Genomic DNA, 19,551 nt, shown 5'->3' with positions numbered 1-19,551 from the left:
CGGGATTGTTGAAATATACGCATTGCGTATAAACTCGACGCCTATGAACATCCCGCAGCAAGTGCTACTCCGCGACGCGATGCGTCAGCTCAACATGACGCGCGATGCCTTCGCCGAGCGCATCGGCAGCCGCAGAAGGGCGCTCGACGCCTGGCTGTTGCCCGACGAGTCGAACGAGTTCCGGGCCATGCCCGAGGTCGCGCGGCGCTTCGTGAGCGAGATCCTGGCGTCGAGCGGGCGTCCCGGTGAATATACGCAGAGCGCACAGGATGGCGCGCTGCGCCGGTCGCTCAATGTCGACGGCGCGCAGCACCTGCTGTCGGTGGCCCAGTTCGACCGCGAGGCCATCGACGAGCTGTTCCGGCTCGCCGACGTGATGCAGCCGATCGCGCGCCGCCGCAAGGTCAGCCGCGTGCTCGAGGGCGCGGTGCTCGCCAACCTGTTCTTCGAGGCCAGCACGCGCACGCGCGTGAGCTTCGGCGCCGCGTTCTGCCGGCTCGGCGGCTCGGTCTGCGACACGACGGGCTTCACCTTCTCCTCGATGGCCAAGGGCGAATCGATCCGCGACACCAGCCGCGTGATCAGCGGCTATGCCGACGCGATCGTGGTGCGCCATCCCGAGCAGGGTTCGGTCGCCGAATTCGCGCGCGCCACCAACGTGCCGGTCATCAACGGCGGCGACGGACCGGGCGAGCATCCGAGCCAGGCGCTGCTCGACCTCTACACCATCCAGCGCGAGTTCTCGCGCCTAGGCAAGCTGGTCGACGGCGCGCATGTCGCGATGGTCGGCGACCTCAAGTACGGCCGCACCGTGCATTCGCTGATCAAGCTGCTCGCGCTGTACCGCGGCCTGAAGTTCACGCTGGTCGCGCCGCCGCAGCTCGCCATGCCGGCGGAGATCGTGGAGCTGGTGAGCCGCAACGGCCACGTGGTGGAGACGGCCACCGCGCCGGCGCAGGCGTTGGCCGGCGCCGACGTGGTCTACGCGACGCGCATCCAGAAGGAGCGCTTCGCGCACGACGAGGTGCTCGAGGGCTTCGACCAGGCCTTCGCGATCGACCGCGCGCTGGTCGATGCGGCGTGCAGGAAGGACGTGGTGCTGATGCATCCGCTGCCGCGCGACGGCCGCCCGGGCTCGCACGACCTGAGCACCGACCTCGACAACGACCCGCGGCTGGCGATCTTTCGCCAGACCGACAACGGCATCCCGGTGCGCATGGCCATCTTCGCCACGCTGCTGGGCGTGGACCGGCTCGTGAGCCGCTCGATGCGCGACGCGACGTGGACGCCGCCCGCGCACATCGGCCCCGACGACAGCAGCTTCCACGGCCTCGACTGAGCGATGCGCGAAACCGCCATCGAGCGCGGGTAAGCTCGCCGCCCATGAAGCGCAACACCACCGCCAAGTCCACCAGCGTCACCTCCGCGCCCAACGGCAAGGCCTCGGCCGCCGATGCCTCCGGCGGCGCCCAGGTGTTCGCGGTGCTCGCGCGCATCGAGACCCTCTGGTCCTCGCTCGGCCCGGTGGGCCAGCGCATCGCCGACTTCATCGTGAAGAACCCGCGCGAGGTGGTCCACATGTCGGTCAGCGAGGTGGCCGAGCGCACCGGCTCGAGCGAGGGCAGCATCGTCGGCCTGTGCAAGAACCTCGGCGCCACCGGCTTCCAGCAGATCAAGATCGCGCTGGCGCAGGAGATCGTGCGGCCGGTGCAGTTCATCCACGAGGACCTCGATCCGCAGGACGCGGCCGATGCGGTGATCCGCAAGATCTTCCAGAGCAACGTGCAGACCCTGCACGACACGCAGGCTACGCTCGATGCCGGTGCGATGGAGCGCGCGGTGAAGCTGCTGCGCGACGCCGAGCGCATCGAGATCTACGGCATCGGCAGCTCGGCCACCATCGCCGAGGACGCGCACTACCGCATGCTGCGCATCGGCCTCAACGCGAAGGTGGTGGTCGATTCGCACGTGCAGGCGATCAGCGCCTCGCTCACCGACTCGCGGGTGGCGGTGCTGACCATCTCGCACTCGGGCAGCACGCACGAGACCGTGACCGCGACGCGGCTGGCCAAGGAGGCCGGCGCCTCGACCGTGTGCATCACCAACTTCGGCAAGTCGCCGATCCAGGCCTTCGCCGACGTGCTGCTGTTCACCATGGCGCGCGAGACCAACTTCCGCACCGAGGCCATGACCAGCCGCCTCGCGCAGCTCGCGATCATCGACGTGCTGATCGCCTGCCTGGCGCTGTCGGACTACGACACCTCGGTGCGCACGCTGCGCCAGACCTTCGACGTGCTGTCGCTCAAGCGGTACTGAGGCGGCTGCGCTCGGGCGGGCGCGCGGGCAGGACGGTCACCTCGGCCGTGGCGCGCGGCGGCAGCAGGCCGGCGACCGAGGGCGCCACCGCCTCGGGCGTGGTGCCCACCAGCAGGCAGGCCATGCCCAGCCGCGCGGCGCCCGCGGCATCGGTGGCCGGGTTGTCGCCGATCACCACCGTGCTCGCGGGCTCGGCGCCCAGGCAGCGCAGGCCTTCCTCGAACAGCAGCGGCTCGGGCTTGCCGACGATGCGCCAGGGCTGCACGCCGCTGGCCGTGAGCACGGCCGCGAGCAGCGAGCCGGTCTCGGGCACCACGCGGCCGTGCGGGCCCGGATGGGTGGCGTCGGCGTTCGTGACCACCAGCCGCGCGCCGCGCAGCAGCTCGTTGGCCACCGCGCCCAGCCGCGCATGGCTGAAGCGCATGTCGAGCGCGAGCAGCACGAACTCGGCCTCGGACGCGACCAGCCGGAAGCCGAGCGCGCGCGCATGGCGCTGCAGGGCGGGCGTGCCCACCACCATCAGCCGCGCCGTGGGGTGCTGGCGCGCGAGCAGGCTCACGGCGAGCTCGCCGGCCAGCACGATGCGCTCGGGTGGCGCGCGCAGGCCGAGCCGGCGCAGCCGCAGCGCGAGGCCCTGGGCGGTGTGGGTCGAGTTGTTCGACACGATCGCGAAGCGGCCCTCGAAACGCTCGAGGAGTTCGGCCGCGCCGTCGATGGCCTCGTTCTGGCGCACCAGCGTGCCGTCGAGGTCGAGCAGCAGGTGACGCGCCTGCGCGAGCGGTGCCAGGTCCGCTGCCGCGGGGCCTCCCGGCGCCCGGGTCTGGGTTGCGATGTTCTTCATGGATCTCCGGTTCGGGCCATCGGGGAGCGGGGTGCTGGCCGTGCGGCGGGATTGTATTGAACATTGCTCAGTCGATTGCTAATTTTCAAATGAGCTTATTTCATTTGCTTGTCATCTTCGACTTCTAAAGTTCAACGCAACCGAGCGAGGCACTCGCCCGCGCAACGCCCCCGAACCGAAGGAATCGATCATGAAGAAACTCCTGGCCATCGCCGCCGCCGCCGTCTCGTTCAGCGCGCTGCTGGCCCTCCCGTCCCATGCCCAGTCCGTCGCCGACGGCTCGCGCGAGCATCCGCTGCGCGTGCTGCTGATTCCGGCCGACGGCGGCACCGAGTCGGGCACCAAGGCCGACTACGCGCCGGTGTTCAACGCCATCACGCGCAGCACCGGCCTGAACTTCGACCTCAAGGTCGGCCAGTCGTACGGTGCCGTGGTCGAGGGCATGTGCAACCAGCTCGCCGACATCGCCTTCTTCGGCCCGGTGTCGTACGTGCAGGCCCACAAGCGCGGCTGCGCGCAACTGCTGGCCGTGGGCGTGGAGAAGGGCGCCTCGGTCTACTACGCCGGCATGTTCGCCAAGGCCAATGCGCCGATCGCCTCGATCAAGGACCTGAAGGGCAAGCGCGTGGCCTTCGGCGACGTGAACTCGGCCTCGAGCTTCACCTTCCAGATCGCGATGCTGCTCGACGCCGGCATGGACCCGGCCAAGGACCTGTCGGCGATCCGCATGACCGGCAGCCACGCCAGCAGCCTGGCCGCGCTGGTGCAGGACCAGGTCGACGTGGCCTCGCTCTCGTTCGACTCGTACGAGAAGGCGGTCAAGCAGGGCGCGGCCGATCCGAAGACCATCAAGGTGATCGCCAAGAGCATGGCCATTCCCTATCCGCCGCTGGCACTGAACTCCAAGCTGCCCGAGGCGCTGAAGACGAAGCTCAAGGACGCCTTCCAGACCGTGAACAAGGCGCCCGGCATCACGCCCGACATGATCCGCGGCTACGGCGGCGGCAAGATCGACGGCTACGACACCAGGTTCTCCGAGGAGGAGTTCAACGTCGCCGCGGAGAAGCTGGGCCTGCTGACCGACGACCTCAAGGGCCGCATCCTCGCCAAGGCGGCCGAGCGTTGATCGCCGGCGATCGCACGCACGCCCCCGAGCCCGCTGCCGGAAGCACGCCCATGCTGCAGTTCGAATCGGTCGCCATGCGCCATCCCGACGGCACGCGCGCGCTCGGCGGCGTCTCGCTTGAGGTGCCCGCGGGCCAGTTCTGCGTGGTGCTGGGCGCCTCGGGCGCCGGCAAGTCGACCCTGCTGCGCACCGCCAACGGCCTGGTCGTGCCCACGCAGGGCACGGTGCGGGTCGAGGGGGTGCGCATCGCGCCGGGCTCGCTGGCGCGCGTGCGTCCGCGCATCGGCATGATCCACCAGCAGTTCAACCTGGTGCTGCGCTCGAGCGTGGCCGAGAACGTGCTCGCCGGCGCCTTGCCGGCCCTGGGCACCTGGCGCGCGCTGCTCGGCCTGTTCACCGACGCGCAGCGGCGCAAGGCCTGCGAACTGGTCGAGTCGGTGGGCCTGGGCGAGGAGCACCTGCTGCGCCGCGTGAGCGAGCTCTCGGGCGGCCAGCAGCAGCGCGTGGGCATCGCGCGCGCCTTCATGCTCGATCCGCCGCTGGTGCTGGCCGACGAGCCGGTGGCCAGCCTCGATCCGCAGACCAGCCACGACGTGCTGTCGCTGCTGCGCCGGCAGGCGCGCGAGCGCGGCACCACGGTGCTGTGCAGCCTGCACCAGATCGAACTGGCCTGCGAGTTCGCCGACCGCATCGTGGCCCTGCGTCGCGGCGTGGTCGTGTTCGACGGCGCGCCGCGGCTGTTCCAGCCGCAGGTCTTCGATGCGATCTACGGCCGCGACGATGCGGCGCCGGCGTCCGTGCCCGCGGCCCGGCCGCCGTTGGCCGGCGAGCCCGAGGCGGCGCTGCCGCTGCACGCCGGTGCCCTGGAGCTCGCGCGATGAACACGATCTCTTCCTCCTCTTCCGAGGCGCGCGCGTCGCGCCCGGCCTCGGCCTGGGAGCTTCCGCAGCCCTTCGGCACCCGCACGCTGGTCGTGCTGCTGCTGGTGCTCGTGGTGGGCTTCTTCGCGGGCCAGCGCGTGGAGATGGGCCGCATGCTCTCGCTGACCGGCGAGGGCGTGCTCGCCGCGGTGGGCCTGCGTGACAACTCGCAGGTGCTCTCGGGGCTGGGCTCGATCGCGCGCTCGCTGTTCCCGCCGCAGATCTCCGAGCAGACCGAGGTCGCGCGCATCGAGGGCTTCGACCGCAACCGGCTGCCCTGGTTCTCGCGCGTCGAAATGCTCGAGACGCACGAACCGAAGCTGAATCCCGAGACCCTGCAGATGGAGGACCGCGTCGAGCGCCGCGAGGTGCTGATCGAGCCGCTGGGCTACCTGTGGCACGTGGCGGTGAAGATGCTCGAGACCTTCGAGATCGCCGTGTGGGCTACGCTGATCGCGATCGTGCTGAGCGCGCCGCTGGCCTGGTGCAGCGCGAGGAACTACGCGCCCAACCGCCTGGCCTACGGCCTCGCGCGCAGCGTGGTCGGCCTGTTCCGCGCGGTGCCCGAGCTGGTGAGCGCGCTGTTCCTGGTGCTGGCCTACGGCTTCGGCCCGATCGCCGGCGTGCTGGCCCTCGCGCTGCATTCGGCCGGCTTCCTCGGCAAGTTCTACGCCGAGGACATCGAGACCGCCGACGACAAGCCGCAGGAAGCACTGCGCGCCATCGGCGCCAGCAAGCTCAAGGTGATGCGCTTCGCGGTGCTGCCGCAGGTGATGCCGCAGTTCATCGCCTACACGCTCTACGTGCTCGACCGCAACGTGCGCATGGCCACCGTGGTCGGCTTGGTCGGCGCGGGCGGCATCGGCCAGGAGCTCAAGGGCCGCTACGACATGTACAACTATGCGCACGTCGGCACGATCCTGATCGCGATCTTCCTGACGGTGCTGGTGCTCGACCGCATCGCCGCTCGGCTGCGCAGCCGCTATGGCTGAGCCCTGAGTCCCCGCGGGCACCGCGTTCGCGGCGCCGCTCCCTCTTCACCGATTTCTGTCCGAACTGTCGCGCGGCTCGTCCGCTGCGCGCAGCGGCTTCGGCCGCGCCTTTGTCTCCTCACACTCCTCGATCCCAAAAGGAACCCTCATGAAAACAGCATCTTCCCGGTACGGCCTCGCTGCGGCAGGCCTTCTCCTGTGCCTGAGCCTCGCCGCCTGCGGCGGCGGCGGTGGTGGGGGCGGCGGCCTGCCGATCCTGCCGCCGGGCCAGACCCCGCCGGCCGGCGATGGCAACAACGGCAACGGCACGCCGCCGGCCCAGCCCGCCCTCAAGTGCGCGCCCTGAGGCCGCGCCTTCGTCCAGACATCCCTTCGCCCCCGCGTTGAAAGCATCTCCCATGAACACCACTTCCCGTCGCGATTTCTTCCGCAAGTCGGCCGGCGCCATCGGCGCGGCCTCGGCCCTCACCATGCTCCCGCCCGTGATCCGCAAGGCCCTCGCGGTCGAGGCCGCGGTCGACACCGGCTCCATCAAGGACATCAAGCACATCGTCATCCTGATGCAGGAGAACCGCAGCTTCGACCACTACTTCGGCACGCTGAAGGGCGTGCGCGGCTTCGGCGACCGCTTCCCGCTGCCGCTGGCCAACGGCAAGTCGGTGTTCTTCCAGTCCAACACCACCGCGGGCACGCCCGAGATCCAGCCGTTCCGCCGCGACTCCACGATCGCCAACGCGCTGATCGGCTCGGGCGCGCCGCACAACTTCCCCGACATGCAGGGCGCCTGGGCGCAGGGGAAGATGGACCGCTGGATCCAGTTCAAGGGCCAGGTGGCGATGGGCTACTACCTGCGCGAGGACATCCCGTTCCAGTTCGCGCTGGCCGATGCCTTCACGATCTGCGACGGCTACCACTGCTCGATCCTCACCGGCACCGATCCCAACCGCATCGTGTTCTGGTCGGGTTCCAACTTCAACCCCGAGCTGCGCAAGAAGGGCATCAACAGCACCGACACCGACTCGGAACCCGTCAATTCGCGCTGCTGGCCGAGCCCGTCGAACTGGATCGCCGGCAACCCGCAGGAAGCCGACGGCACCGGCCAGAAGAACGCGACCACGGGCGCCTACAACTACAAGTACGTCAACAACGCGTTCAAGTGGGACACGCTGCCCGACGTGCTGCAGAAGAACGGCATCAGCTGGCACATCTACCAGAACATGAACAACAACTGGACCGGCGCCATGAACGGCTGCCTGGCGTTCCAGAGCTTCCGCACCGCGCAGCCCGGCTCGCCGATCTACCAGCACGGCCTGACCGGCGGTCCCGCCGCGGCCGACGGCGCCACCAACTTCCTGGCCCAGCTCAAGCAGGACGTGATGAACGACACCCTGCCGCAGGTCTCGTGGGTGCTGCCCACGCAGGCGCTGGCCGAACACCCGGGCAGCAGCGAGGGCACGGCCGGCGCGGCCGACTTCATCTCCGACGTGCTGAGCGCGCTGACCTCGAACCCCGCGGTCTGGAGCAAGACGGCGCTGTTCGTGACCTTCGACGAGAACGACGGCTTCTTCGACCACCTGGCGATGCCCGCCGTGCCCTCGTACGACGCCAACGGCAACCTGATGGGCAAGTCCACCGTGCCGCTCGATGGCGAGTACTTCGATGCCTCGGTCGGCAGCTACCTCAACGCCGCCGACACCGTCAGCGGCAAGATCCGCCCCTGGGGCCTGAGCTCGCGCGTGCCGATGTACGTGGTGTCGCCGTGGAGCAAGGGCGGCTGGGTCAACTCGCAGGTGTTCGACCACACCTCGATGGGCCGTTTCCTCGAGAAGCGCTTCGACATCACGATCGACGCCATCAGCCCGTGGCACCGCGCGGTCTGCGGCGACCTCACGAGCTGCTTCGACTTCGTCAGCCCGAACGACCCGGTGGTGCCCAAGCTGCCCGACACCAGCGGCTATCCCGCCATCAACACGGCGCAGAAGGCGCTGGGCAACACCGGCGTCATCACCAAGGCGCCCGTGCCCGCCACGCCGCTGTTCCAGGAGACCGGCACGCGCTTCTCGCGCGCGCTGCCCTACGAGCTGCACACCAGCGCGCGCGTCGAGGCGCGCGGCCTGGTCTCGCTGATCTTCAGCAACACCGGCGACCAGGGCGCGGTGTTCCACGTCTACGACAAGCTGCACCTGGACCGCATCCCGCGCCGCTACACGGTCGAAGCCGGCAAGCAGCTGCAGGACTACTGGGACACCGGCGCCAGCGACGGCGGCAAGTACGACCTCTGGGTCTACAGCACCAACGGCTTCGTGCGCAGCTTCAGCGGCGACGCGATGGCCTTCAATTCGGCCGCCTTCAGGCCCGAGGTCCAGGTCTGCTACGACCCGGCCGCCGGCAACGTCTACGTGAAGGTGCACAACAACGGCAGCATCGACGGCGAGGTGACGGTGCAGTCGAACGCCTACCGCACCGACGGCCCCTGGACCCTCAAGGCGCCGAAGGGCGACATGGGCACGCTGCACTGGGAGCTCAAGGACAGCGGCCACTGGTACGACTTCACCGTGACCGCCGGCAACGCCGTGCGCCGCTTCGCGGGCCGTGTCGAGACCGGCAAGCCCACCGTGAGCGACCCCGCGATGGCGATGCACCTGCGGGCCTGAGCGCGCTTCCACCCCCACGAGGAGAAACACCATGAAGAAGAACAAGCGCATGCCGCGCGGCGCGAGCCTGCTCGGCGCCTCGCTGGCCCTGGCCGCGATCTGCGGGCCGGCCCTGGCCCAGACGGTGCCGGTGGTCTGGGACCCGGCCAAGGCCAACCTCGGGATCGGCACCGGTGCCGGCACCGGCGTCACCGGCAGCAACAACCAGGCGATCGGCGAGGGCGCGGGCAACACGGTCAACGGCAGCGGCAACCAGGCCATCGGCCAGAACGCCGGCAACAACGTGACCGGTTCCACCAACCAGGCCATCGGGCAGGGCGCCGGCAGCAACGTCACCGGCACCAGCGACATCTCGATCGGCCTGGGCGCGGGCAACAACGTCAGCACCAACTGGAACCTCGCGATCGGCAACAACGCCGGCACCAACGTGTCGGGCGGCAATGCCAACGTCGGTATCGGCTTCGAGTCGGGCCAGAACGTCAAGGGCGGCTGGAACCAGTCGATCGGCCGCAGCGCGGGCGACAACGTCACCGGCGACCACAACAACGCCACCGGCTTCCATGCCGGCAGCGGCGTGACCGGCAGCGACAACAACGCCACCGGCACCAACGCCGGCATGACCGTGACCGGCAGCAACAACAACGCCATGGGCAACGGTGCCGGCAGCAAGGTCACGGGCAGCGACAACACCGGCATCGGCACCAATGCCGGCAGCAACGTGACGGGCAGCAACAACGTGTCGCTCGGCGAGGGCGCGGGCAACAACGTCGGCACCAACTGGAACCTGGCCATCGGCGAGGGCGCGGGCAGCAACGTGTCGGGCAAGAACGCCAACCAGGCGATCGGCTACTACGCGGGCACCAACGTCAACGGCGGCTGGAACCAGACCATGGGCCGCAGCTCGGGCCAGAACGTGACCGGCGACTACAACAACTCGACCGGCTACGCGGCCGGCTCGAACGTGACCGGCAGCCGCAACGACGCCACGGGCCAGAACGCCGGCCAGAACGTGACCGGCAACGACAACGAGGCCTACGGCACCGGCGCCGGCAGCAACGTCAAGGGCAACGGCAACCAGGCCTACGGCACGGGCGCGGGCAACAACGTCAACGGCAGCAACAACCTGTCGATGGGCCAGGGCTCGGGCGCGGGCGTCACCGGCGTGGGCAACCAGGCCTCGGGCATGCAGGCCGGCGCGGGCGTCTCGGGCAACAACAACATCGCCACCGGCCAGGCCGCGGGCGGCGGCGTGCAGGGCAGCAACAACGTGGCCTCGGGCACGATGGCGGGCCAGGCGGTCAGCGGCAACTCGAACCTCGCGCAGGGCAACAGCGCGGGCCAGCACGTGCGCGGCAACGACAACATCGCGATCGGCTCGGGCTCGGGCGCCTACGTGAGCGCGAACCAGACCGCCTCGATCGGCGTCGGCGCGCGCGCCAGTGCCGACAACGCGCTGGCCATCGGCAGCAATGCGCAGGCCTTCGAGGACTCGGGCGTGGCGATCGGCAACGGCGCCGTGGTGAACCATGCGAACAGCGTGGCGCTCGGCGCCGGCAGCGCGACCACGCGCGGCGCGCTCGACAACTACACCGCGATCGGCATGGCCGGCGTGCAGTCGTCGATGGGCGAGGTGGCGCTGGGCAACCGCCAGATCACCGGCGTGGCGCCGGGCAGCGCGCCCACCGACGCCACCAACGTCGGCCAGGTGCAGGGCATGGTGAAGGAGGGCGTGAGCCAGGCCAATGCCTACACCGACACCGTGGCCGCGCAGGGCCTGCCGGTCGGCAAGGCCTACACCGACCTCACGGCCAGCCGCCTGCAGAGCCAGATCGACGACACGGCCCGCCGTGCCTACGCCGGCATCGCCAGCGTGGCCGCGATGGAGGCCGCGCCGATGGTGCCCGGCAAGATCAGCTATGCCGTGGGACTGGGCAACTACCGCAGCGAGAGCGCGATCGGCGGCTCGCTGCGCCACACCTCGCAGGACGGCCGCTACAGCGTCACGCTCGGCGTGGGCGCGAGCAGCTCGGGCGTGGTGACGCGCGTGGCGCTCACGGGCGTGTTCGACTGAGAACGGTGCCGGCGGGCGCAGGGGGCTCTGCTATAACGCAGCGGCCCCGTTCAACCCGCCGCACCCCTCATGCACAACACGTCGCTGACGCTGCTCAAGTGGATCTTCATCGCCGTCGGACTGGGCCTGCTGCTCATCGCGATCGTGGTGCCCAACGAGGCCAAGTGGCTGCTCACGCTGCTGGGCCTGATGTTCACGGGCGTGGGCGGCGGCATCCTGTTCGTCGGCGAGCGCAACGCGAAGCGCGCGGCCTGGCTGCTGCAGCACGGCCAGCGCATCGATGCCGAGCTGCGCGAGGTCGAGCTCAACACCTCGTTCCAGGTCAATGGCCGGCATCCCTACCGCGCCATCGTCGAGGCGCGCGCCGGCTTCGGGCGCGAGCTGCGGCAGTTCCGCAGCGCCAACATCTGGTTCGATCCCACGCGGCACCTGAGCGGGCGCCGGATCGCGGTCTACGTCGATCCCGCGAACCCGAAGCGCTACCACGTGGACCTGTCGTTCCTGCCGCCGCGCGGCTGAGCTTCAGCGAACCAGCGCGAAGCGCGCGTGCAGCCCGCCCACGGCCGAGGGCGACACCCAGAGGTCGAAGTCGCCGGGCTCCACCGTGGGCCGCAGGTCGCGGCCGATGAAGGCCAGGTCGGCCGCGCGCAGCGCGAACTCGACCTGCACCGAGGCACCGGGCGCGATGCGCAGCTTGCGGAAATCCTTGAGCTCGCGCACCGGCCGCGTCACGCTCGCGGTGCGCTGCGCGATGTAGAGCTGCACCACCTCCTCGGCTTCGCGCTGGCCGGTGTTGGTGACGGTGGCGCGCACGCGCAGCGTGCCGTCGGCCATCGACAGCCGCTCGCTGTCGAGCGCGACGCCGTCGTAGCGCACCGGCGCGAAGCCCAGGCCGAAGCCGAAGGGATAGAGCGCCTCGTTGCTGGCCTCGATGTAGCGCGTCTTGAAGGCGGTGCCGGGCGCGTCGCTCGGCAGCGGCCGGCCGGTGCGCTTGTGGGCGTAGTAGTAGGGCACCTGTCCCGCTGCCTGCGGAAAGCTCACCGGCAGCCGGCCCGAGGGATTGAAGTCGCCGAACAGCACGTCGGCGATCGCGTGGCCGGTCTGCACGCCGAGGAACCAGGTCACGAGGATCGCGCGCGCATCTCGCACCACGGGCGGCAGCGCCATCGCGCGGCCGTTGCTCAGGAGCACGACGATCGGCTTGCCGGTGGCCGCGACCGCCTCGGCCAGCGCCTGCTGCACCAGCGGCAGGCCGATGTCGGCGCGCGAGCGCGATTCGCCCGACATGCGTTCGCCCTCGCCGATGGCCAGCACCACCACGTCGGCCTGGCGTGCCGCGGCCACCGCGGCCTCGATGCCGCCGGGCACGAGCGACTCGACGTTCGAGCCGCGCGTGACCGTGAGCGAGGCCGCGTCGCCGAGCGCGGCGCGCAGGCCCTGGTCGATGCCCACCGGCGCGCTCTGGCCCGGGAACAGGCTCCAGGCGCCCAGCAGGTCCTGTGTGCCCGAGGCGAAGGGGCCGATCAGCGCGACCTTGGTGCCGGTCTTCGCGAGCGGCAGCAGCGCGCCCTCGTTCTTCAGCATCACGATCGAGCGGCGCGCGCTCTCGCGCGCCAGCGCGATGAAGGCCGGGTCCTCGGCGCGCTGCGCGGCCGGCGGGCCGTCGAGGCCGCGCATCGGCTGGTCGAACAGGCCGAGCCTGAGCTTGGCGTACAGCACGCGGCGCACCGCGTCGTCGAGCCGCGCCATCGGCACCTCGCCCGCGGCGACCAGGCCCGGCAGCTCGCGCATGTAGAGGCCGCTCTGCATGCTCACGTCGGTGCCCGCGAGGAAGGCCTGCTTCGCGGCCTCGCGGCCGTTGGCCGCGTAGCCGTGCGCGATCAGTTCCTCGTCGGCCGTGTAGTCCGACACCACGAAGCCGCGGAAGCCCCACTCGCCGCGCAGCACGCCGGTCAGCAGCGCCGGATTGGCGGTCGAGGGAATGCCCGAGATCTCGTGGAAGCCGCTCATCAGCGACAGCGCCCCCGCGTCGAGCGCGGCGCGGAACGGCGGCAGGTAGACCTCGCGCAGCGTGCGCTCGGAGATGTCGACGGTGTTGTAGTCGAGCCCGCCCTCGGCCGCGCCGTAGCCCGCGAAATGCTTGGGCGTGGCGAGCAGCGCATCGGCGCGCGACAGGTCGTCGCCCTGGAAGCCGCGCACGCGCGCGGCGGCGAAGCGGCTCGCCAGCAGCGGGTCCTCGCCCACGCCCTCGATGCCGCGGCCCCAGCGCGCATCGCGCGCGATGTCGACCATGGGCGCGAAGGTCCAGCGGAAGCCGTCGGCGCTGGCCTCGACCGCCGCCGCGCGCGCGGTGCGCTCGGCCAGCGCGGGTTCCCAGCTCGCGGCCTCGGCCAGCGGCATCGGGAAGATGGTGCGAAAGCCGTGGATCACGTCGGCACCGAAGATCAGTGGAATGCCCAGGCGCGATTCCTGGACCGCGATGCGCTGCAGCTCGCGCTTGCGCACGAGGCCCTCGTTGTTGAAGAGGCCGGTCACGCGGCCCGCGCGCACCTCGTCGGCCTCGAGCTGCGCATTGCGCCGGTTGGCCTGCGGGTTGCCGGGAATGTTGGTGTCGGCCGGGCCGTAGAGGCTCAGCTGGCCGACCTTCTCCTCGACCGTCATGCGCGCGATCAGCGCTTCGATGCGCGGCTCGGTGGCGGCCGGGGCGGGCGAGACGGGAGACTGGGCGGAGGCGAGGAGGCTGGCGAGGAGGCCGAGGGCCAGAAGGAGGAACGGGGCTTTTTTTCCGACATGCATGGCCCTCCATTCTGCAGACATCGCCCGCCGCGGCCGCAAGCAGGTTTCCGCCCTGGCCGTAGGGCGATGTCCGACCTGCCCGCGCAGGCCCGGGCTATTCGGCCGTCGCGCCCGACTCCTTCGCCACCTTGACCCACTTGGTGGTCTCGCTGCCGATGAAGGCCGCGAGCTCGGCGGGCTTCATGTTCCCGGCCGTCACGCCCTGTTCCTCGAAGCGCTTCACGACGTCGGGTTGCTGCAGCGCGCGCGCGAGTTCGGTGTTGAGCCGCTGCACGATCTCGGGCGGCGTGCCGTGCGGCGCCATGAGCGCGAACCAGGTCGTCATGTCGTAGCCCTTGAGGCCGGCCTCGTCGAGCGTGGGCACGCCGGGGTAGGCGGGCGAACGCGCCTTGGTGGTGACGGCCAGCGCATGCACCTTGCCGGCCTTGACGTGCGGCGAGGCCGAGGGGCTGGTCTCGATCGCCATCTGGATCTGGCCGCCCATCAGGTCGGCCATCATCGGCGCGCCACCCTTGTAGGGCACGTGCACGATCTCGGTCTTCGTCATCGAGCGGAACAGTTCGCCCGAGATGTGCTCGGTGCTGCCGTTGCCGGCCGAGCCGAAATTGACCTTGCCGGGATGGGCCTTGATGTAGGCCACGAGTTCGGCCACGGTCTTCGCGGGCACCTTGTCGTTGACGATCAGCACGTTGGGCGTGGAGGCCACCAGCGCCACGGGGTCGAAGTCGCGCTGGAAGTCGTAGGCCAGCTTCTTGTAGAGGCCCGGCGCGATCGAATGCGCGATGGTCGCGAGGAACAGCGTGTAGCCGTCGGCCGGCGCCTTGGCCGCGATGGTCGCGCCCACGGTGCCGCCCGCGCCGCCGCGGTTGTCGACGATCACCGGCTGCTTGAGCGATTCCGAGAGCTTCTGCCCCACGGTGCGCGCGACGATGTCGGTGGTGCCGCCGGCCACGAAGGGCACGACGAGGGTGATGGGCTTGCTCGGCCAGTCGGCGGCGAAGGCGGGCAGGGTGCCCGCGCCGAGCAGCAGGGTCGCGAGGGCGGTGCGGAGGAAGGCTTGTCTTTTCATGGTCGCAGGGTCTTGGTGTTGTTGTGAAGAGGGTGGTCAGGCCACGCGGTTGCGCAGCGGCAGGCCGGCGTTCCAGCGGCGCAGGTTGTCGAGGAAGAGGGCGGCCACGCGCGCCTCGTTGCCGTCCGAATGGCCGGCGGTGTGGGGCGTGACGATGACGTTCGGCAGCGACCACAGCGGCGAGTCGGCGGGCAGCGGCTCGTGCGCGAACACGTCGAGGTAGGCGCCCGCGAGCGCGCCGCCGCGCAGCGCCTCGATCAGCGCGGCTTCGTCGACCACCTCGCCGCGCGCGACGTTCACGAGTCGCGCGCCCGGTGGCAGCAGCGCGAGCGCGGCCGCATCGACGAGCCCGCGCGTGCGTTCGGTCAGCGGGCAGGCGAGCAGCAGCCAGTCGGCGCGCGGCAGCACCCGGCCGATGTCCTCGAAGCGCACGCTCTCGACGGCGGGCGCGAGCGCTGCGTCGGCGCTGCTGCGCACCGAGACCACGCGCAGCCCGAGCGCCGACAGCAGCGCGCCCAGGCCCTGACCGATCGGTCCCCAGCCCACGATCACCGCGGTCTGGCCCGCGAGGTCGCGCGGCAGCCCGCTGCCCACGAGCGGCGCCCAGGTCTTCTCGCGCTGCGCCGCGAGCAGTTGCGGAAAGCGCCGCGCGAGCATCAGCACGCCGGCCAGCGCGGTCTGCACCACCACGCCCGCGTTGGCGCCCGAGGAGGTCGTCACCTCGACGCCGCGCGCGCGCAGCTCGCCGTACACGGGCCGGTCGGCGCCCGAGGAATGGGCATGCACCCAGCGCAGCGAGGGCGCATGGCGCAGCGCATCGTGGAAGCGCAGGGTATGCGGCAGCAGTTCGTGCTTGGTCGACAGGCCCGTGACGTCGCGCGAGACGAAGGCCACGTCGGCATCGTCGCCCTCGGCCACCACCAGGTGCGCGCGGCCGGCCAATGCCTCGGCCAGGCCGGTGCCGGCCTGAAGCGCGGCGGCTTCCGTCATCAGGATGCGCAGCGGCCCGCTCATTCGGCCGTTGCGCCCGACTCGCGAACGATGCTCTTCCATTTCTCGTACTCCTGCCGCGTGAACTTGCCGAACTGCTCGGGCGTGCCGCCCACCGGGTCGGCGCCCTCGCGGATCATCTGCGCTTCGAGCGAGGGCAGCGCGTCGTTGACCGATTTGTTGAGCAGCGCGATCACCGGCGCGGGCGTGCCCTTGGGCGCGAAGAAGCCGAACCAGGAGCCGGCCGAGAAATCGCCAAAGCCCTTCTCGGCCACGGTCGGCACGTCGGGCAGCGAGCGCGAGCGCTTGAGGCTGCTGACCGCGATCGCGCGCAGCTTGCCCGCGCGGATGTGCGGGATCACCGAGGGAATGGTCGCGAACATGAACTGGATGCGCCCCGCGAGCAGGTCGGTGAGCGCGTTGGCGCCCTTGTAGGGCACGTGCAGCGTGTCGGCGCCGATGCGCTTGCCGAGCATGTAGCTCGACAGGTGCGAGGAGGTGCCGATGCCGGTCGAGCCGTAGTTGAGCTTGTTGGGGTTGGCCTTGGCGTAGGCGATGAACTCCTCGAGCGTCTTCGCGGGCACCTCGGGATTCACCACCAGCACGTTGGGCACGTCGGCGATCTGCACCACGGGCACGAGGTCGCGCAGCGGGTCGTAGGGCAGGCTCTTGTAGAGCGTCTGGTTGACGGCCATCGGGCCCACCGAGTTGACGATCAGGGTGTAGCCGTCGGCCGGCGCGCGCACCACGAACTCGGTGCCGATGTTGCCGCCGCCGCCGGGCTTGTTGTCGATCACGAAGGGCTGGCCGAGCTTCTCGGACATCTGTTGCGTGACGGCGCGCGCGAGGATGTCGGTGGTGCCGCCCGCGGTGAAGGCGACGACCACGCGCACGGGCTTGGCGGGATAGGCGGCCTGCGCCTGCGCGCGCGGCGCGGCGCCGAGGCCCGCGGCCAGCAGCAGGGCCGCGGCCAGGCCCAGGAGCGGTCGCGGCAGGAGGGAGGGCTTGTCTCGTTTCATTCTTGTGATCCTCGGAGGGTGGGTGGGCTCTACACGGGCGGGGGAAAGTCGTACAGCGCGGCCGGGTTGTCGACCAGCACGCGCCGGCGCTGCGCCGCGTCGGGCAGCCAGCGCGCCAGCAGGTTCAGCAGGGCGCCGTCGTCGGGTACCTGCGCGGCCTCGAAGTAATTGATGTGCGGCCAGTCGCTGCCCCACACCACGCGCTCGGCATTGGCCCGCAGCAGCGCCTCGGCGAAGGGATCGATGTCGGCGTAGGGCGGGCCCAGGCCGGTGTTGCGGTCGGCGCCCGAGATCTTGGTCCAGGCCTTGCCGTCGGCCAGCAGCCGGCACAGCGTGCGGAAGCCCGGGTCCTCGATGCCGCGCGCGGCCGCCATGCGGCCCATGTGGTCGATCACCAGTGGCAGGCCCAGGCGCAGCAGGCGCGGCGCGAGTTCGACCAGGTCGGGTGCGTGGATCCAGATCTGCGCATGCCAGCCGCGTTCCGCGAGGCGCGGCGCGAGCGCTTCCAGCACCTCGATGCCCACGCCGTTGCGGTAGACCGCATGGCCGTCGCGCTGGAACAGGTTGAAGCGCACGCCGCGGATGCCCGCCGCATGCCAGCGGTCGAGTTCTGCATCGCCGGTGTCGGCGCGCGGCACGGCGATGCCGCGCAGGCGCTCGGGGTACTGCGAGAGCGCCGCGAGCACCGCGCCGTTGTCGGTGCCGCTCGCGCTGCCGGTCACCAGCACGCCGCGCGCGAGGCCGAGCCGGTCGAGGTGCGCGATGAAGGCCGCGCCCGGGTATTCGGCGGGCGTGTAGCTGCGGTCCTCGGCGAGCGGAAAGCGTGCGTAGGGACCGAAGACGTGGGCATGGCTGTCGCAGGCGCCGGGCGGCGGCGCGAAGGCCACGGGTGCGAAGGCATCGTGCGGAGGCAGGCAGGGGCGGGTCATGCGGCGTGCCTCCTCAGTCGACCTTGAGCTTGCCGCTCTTCGCGAGCAGGCGGGCGCCCGCGTCTTCCTTCTTCAGCGTCGCGAGCCATTCCTCGGGCGAGGAGGCCTGGCCGGGGCTGCCGACGGAGATCAGGCGGCGCTTCACGTTCTCGTCGGCCAGCGCCTTGCGCAGCGCGGCATTGAGCGCCTGCACCACGTCGGGTGGCGTGCCGGCCGGCGCGAGCAGGCCGGTGGCGGTGGTGGCATCGAAGTCCTTGAGGCCGGCCTCGCGCAGGGTCGGCACGTTCGGCAGCGCGGGGTCGCGCTCCTTCGACATCACGGCCACCGCGCGCAGCATGCCCGACTGGATGTGGGCGGCCGAGCTCGTGAGCTGGTCCACCACCAGGTCGATCTGGCCGCCCAGCAGGTCGGTGAGCGCCGGGGCCGAGCCCTTGTAGGGCACGGTGTTGAGGCTCAGCTTGCCGGCCTGCTCGAGCTGCAGCAGCGCGATGTGGTTGGTGGTGCCCGGGCCCGCATGGCCGGCCGTGACCTGGCCGGGCTTGCCGCGCGCGGCCGCGAGCAGGCCCTCGATGTCCTTGTACGGGCCCTGGCCGCGCACCGCGATCACCAGCGGCGTGGTGGCGGCGAGGCCGATGGGCGCGAAGTTGTCGAGTGCGTAGGTGGTCTTCGTCATCAGCGGCAGCACCACCAGCGCATTGGGCGTGCTGACCAGCAGCGTGTAGCCGTCGGGCTGCGCGCGTGCCACGTACGAGGCGCCGATGGCACCGCCCGCACCGGCGCGGTTGTCCACGATCACCGACTGGCCCAGGATCTGGCCGAGCGCGGGCGCGAGCGTGCGCGCGACCACGTCGAGGTTGCCGCCGGGCGCGAAGGGCACGACCAGCGTGACGGGCTTCTGCGGGAATTTCTGCGCGAAGGCGGGAACGGCCATGGCCGCGGCGAGCAGCGCCAGCACGGCGGGGAACAGTCTTCTTTTCATCGGGAGTCGTCTTGGTTCTTCTGGGGGAGGCGGGGGGTTCAGTCGCGGAAGCCCGGATCCATGCGGTCGAGCTTGCGCAGCAGCGCGGGCCATTCCATGAGCCCGTAGGGGCGGCGCGTGCCGGGCTGGTAGTTGTTCCAGGTCTCCTCGAGCACGCTCTGCGGCACGGCCTTGAGCGGCGTGTTGCACGACATCGCGCCGATCTGCGCGCGGCAGGCCAGCTCGAGCCGGTGCATCCAGTTGAAGGCCTCGCCCACGCTGCGGCCCACCACCAGCGCGCCGTGGTTGCGGAAGATCACGGCCTCGCTGTCGCCCAGGTCTTCCAGCAGCGAAGCCTGCTCGGCGGTGTCGAGCACCACGCCCTGGTAGTCGTGGTAGCCGATCTTGAGGAAGCGCATCGCGGTCTGCGTGAGCGGCAGCAGCCCGCATTCGAGGGAGGACACCGCCATCGAGGCCCAGCTGTGGGTGTGGATCACGCAGGCCACGTCGGGCCGCGCGGCATGCACCGCGCTGTGGATCACGTAGCCGGCCTTGTTGATGCCGTAGTTCAGCTCGCCGAAGTCGGGCGAGGACAGGATGTTGCCGTCCTGGTCGACCTTGATCAGGCTCGAGGCCGTGATCTCCTCGTACATCATCCCGTAGGGGTTGATGAGGAACGCGCCCTTCTCGCCGGGCACGTGCGACGAGATGTGGTTGGCCATCATGTCGGACATGCCGTAGAGGTCGACCAGCCGATAGCAGGCGGCGAGGTCGATGCGCGCCTGCCATTCGGCGGGGGAGCACTGGTCCTTCATGGAGGGGATCTGGAGCACGCCAGGGTTGGTCATCGCACGGGTCCTTTCTTCGATA

At 70.5% G+C, this 19,551-nt stretch carries 17 protein-coding genes; 9 read left to right on the top strand and 8 right to left on the bottom strand.

The window, feature by feature from the left end; all coding sequences use genetic code 11:
• Positions 1-43 precede the first annotated feature (43 nt).
• Entirely contained in the window at positions 44-1,339 is a 1,296-nt protein-coding gene (locus tag INQ48_18710; GenBank protein QRF55432.1) for an aspartate carbamoyltransferase, read from the top strand.
• 143 nt (positions 1,340-1,482) lie between these two features.
• The gene (locus INQ48_18705) at positions 1,483-2,316 is read left to right on the top strand and encodes a MurR/RpiR family transcriptional regulator (GenBank protein QRF60793.1); all 834 of its coding nucleotides are present in this window, start codon (positions 1,483-1,485) and stop codon (positions 2,314-2,316) included.
• On the opposite strand, the gene INQ48_18700 is transcribed toward INQ48_18705, so the two are convergent.
• Complete coding sequence (locus INQ48_18700; protein ID QRF55431.1) at positions 2,303-3,157, bottom strand: HAD-IIA family hydrolase; 855 nt, start codon at positions 3,155-3,157, stop codon at positions 2,303-2,305. The two genes, INQ48_18705 and INQ48_18700, sit on opposite strands and share 14 nt — an antisense overlap.
• Positions 3,158-3,347: 190 nt before the next feature.
• Here INQ48_18700 and INQ48_18695 point away from each other — a divergent pair, with 190 nt between their 5' ends.
• The 7 genes from INQ48_18695 (at position 3,348) to INQ48_18665 (ending at position 11,439) form a co-directional block, all read left to right on the top strand.
• Positions 3,348-4,283, top strand: a complete 936-nt coding sequence (locus INQ48_18695) for a phosphate/phosphite/phosphonate ABC transporter substrate-binding protein (protein QRF55430.1) — start codon at positions 3,348-3,350, stop codon at positions 4,281-4,283.
• A 50-nt stretch (positions 4,284-4,333) separates the two neighbouring features.
• Positions 4,334-5,164, top strand: coding sequence for a phosphonate ABC transporter ATP-binding protein (locus INQ48_18690; GenBank protein ID QRF55429.1), 831 nt, complete (start codon positions 4,334-4,336; stop codon positions 5,162-5,164).
• Positions 5,161-6,195 (top strand): phosphonate ABC transporter, permease protein PhnE, encoded by a 1,035-nt coding sequence (gene phnE / locus INQ48_18685; GenBank protein QRF55428.1) that lies wholly within the window; start codon positions 5,161-5,163, stop codon positions 6,193-6,195. Before INQ48_18690 ends, phnE begins: the two co-directional genes overlap by 4 nt.
• 148 nt (positions 6,196-6,343) lie before the next feature.
• Complete coding sequence (locus INQ48_18680) at positions 6,344-6,541, top strand: hypothetical protein (GenBank protein QRF55427.1); 198 nt, start codon at positions 6,344-6,346, stop codon at positions 6,539-6,541.
• A gap of 52 nt (positions 6,542-6,593) precedes the next feature.
• Positions 6,594-8,849 (top strand): phospholipase C, phosphocholine-specific, encoded by a 2,256-nt coding sequence (locus INQ48_18675; protein QRF55426.1) that lies wholly within the window; start codon positions 6,594-6,596, stop codon positions 8,847-8,849.
• A 31-nt stretch (positions 8,850-8,880) separates the two neighbouring features.
• A complete protein-coding gene (locus INQ48_18670) occupies positions 8,881-10,920 on the top strand; it encodes a hypothetical protein (protein ID QRF55425.1) in 2,040 nt (679 codons plus the stop codon).
• A gap of 69 nt (positions 10,921-10,989) precedes the next feature.
• Entirely contained in the window at positions 10,990-11,439 is a 450-nt protein-coding gene (locus INQ48_18665; protein QRF55424.1) for a DUF3592 domain-containing protein, read from the top strand.
• A 3-nt stretch (positions 11,440-11,442) separates the two neighbouring features.
• Here the strand turns inward: INQ48_18665 and INQ48_18660 are convergent, their stop codons facing one another.
• From INQ48_18660 to INQ48_18630, 7 genes are all read right to left on the bottom strand, one after another.
• Positions 11,443-13,716 (bottom strand): glycoside hydrolase family 3 C-terminal domain-containing protein, encoded by a 2,274-nt coding sequence (locus INQ48_18660; protein ID QRF55423.1) that lies wholly within the window; start codon positions 13,714-13,716, stop codon positions 11,443-11,445.
• A gap of 94 nt (positions 13,717-13,810) precedes the next feature.
• Complete coding sequence (locus INQ48_18655; protein QRF55422.1) at positions 13,811-14,785, bottom strand: tripartite tricarboxylate transporter substrate binding protein; 975 nt, start codon at positions 14,783-14,785, stop codon at positions 13,811-13,813.
• A gap of 36 nt (positions 14,786-14,821) precedes the next feature.
• Entirely contained in the window at positions 14,822-15,799 is a 978-nt protein-coding gene (locus tag INQ48_18650; protein QRF55421.1) for a D-2-hydroxyacid dehydrogenase, read from the bottom strand.
• A complete protein-coding gene (locus INQ48_18645; protein ID QRF55420.1) occupies positions 15,796-16,794 on the bottom strand; it encodes a tripartite tricarboxylate transporter substrate binding protein in 999 nt (332 codons plus the stop codon). Before INQ48_18645 ends, INQ48_18650 begins: the two co-directional genes overlap by 4 nt.
• A 29-nt stretch (positions 16,795-16,823) precedes the next feature.
• Positions 16,824-17,723: an amidohydrolase family protein gene (locus tag INQ48_18640; protein ID QRF55419.1), complete on the bottom strand. Its 900-nt coding sequence runs from the start codon at positions 17,721-17,723 to the stop codon at positions 16,824-16,826.
• Between the two features lie 13 nt (positions 17,724-17,736).
• Positions 17,737-18,702, bottom strand: coding sequence for a tripartite tricarboxylate transporter substrate binding protein (locus INQ48_18635; GenBank protein ID QRF55418.1), 966 nt, complete (start codon positions 18,700-18,702; stop codon positions 17,737-17,739).
• A gap of 38 nt (positions 18,703-18,740) precedes the next feature.
• Positions 18,741-19,529 (bottom strand): class II aldolase/adducin family protein, encoded by a 789-nt coding sequence (locus tag INQ48_18630; protein ID QRF55417.1) that lies wholly within the window; start codon positions 19,527-19,529, stop codon positions 18,741-18,743.
• Positions 19,530-19,551: the final 22 nt, after the last annotated feature.

Origin of the sequence: Variovorax paradoxus (assembly GCA_016806145.1) — a bacterium.
Taxonomy (GTDB): domain Bacteria; phylum Pseudomonadota; class Gammaproteobacteria; order Burkholderiales; family Burkholderiaceae_C; genus Variovorax.
This window is presented reverse-complemented; position numbering and strand designations above follow the sequence as displayed.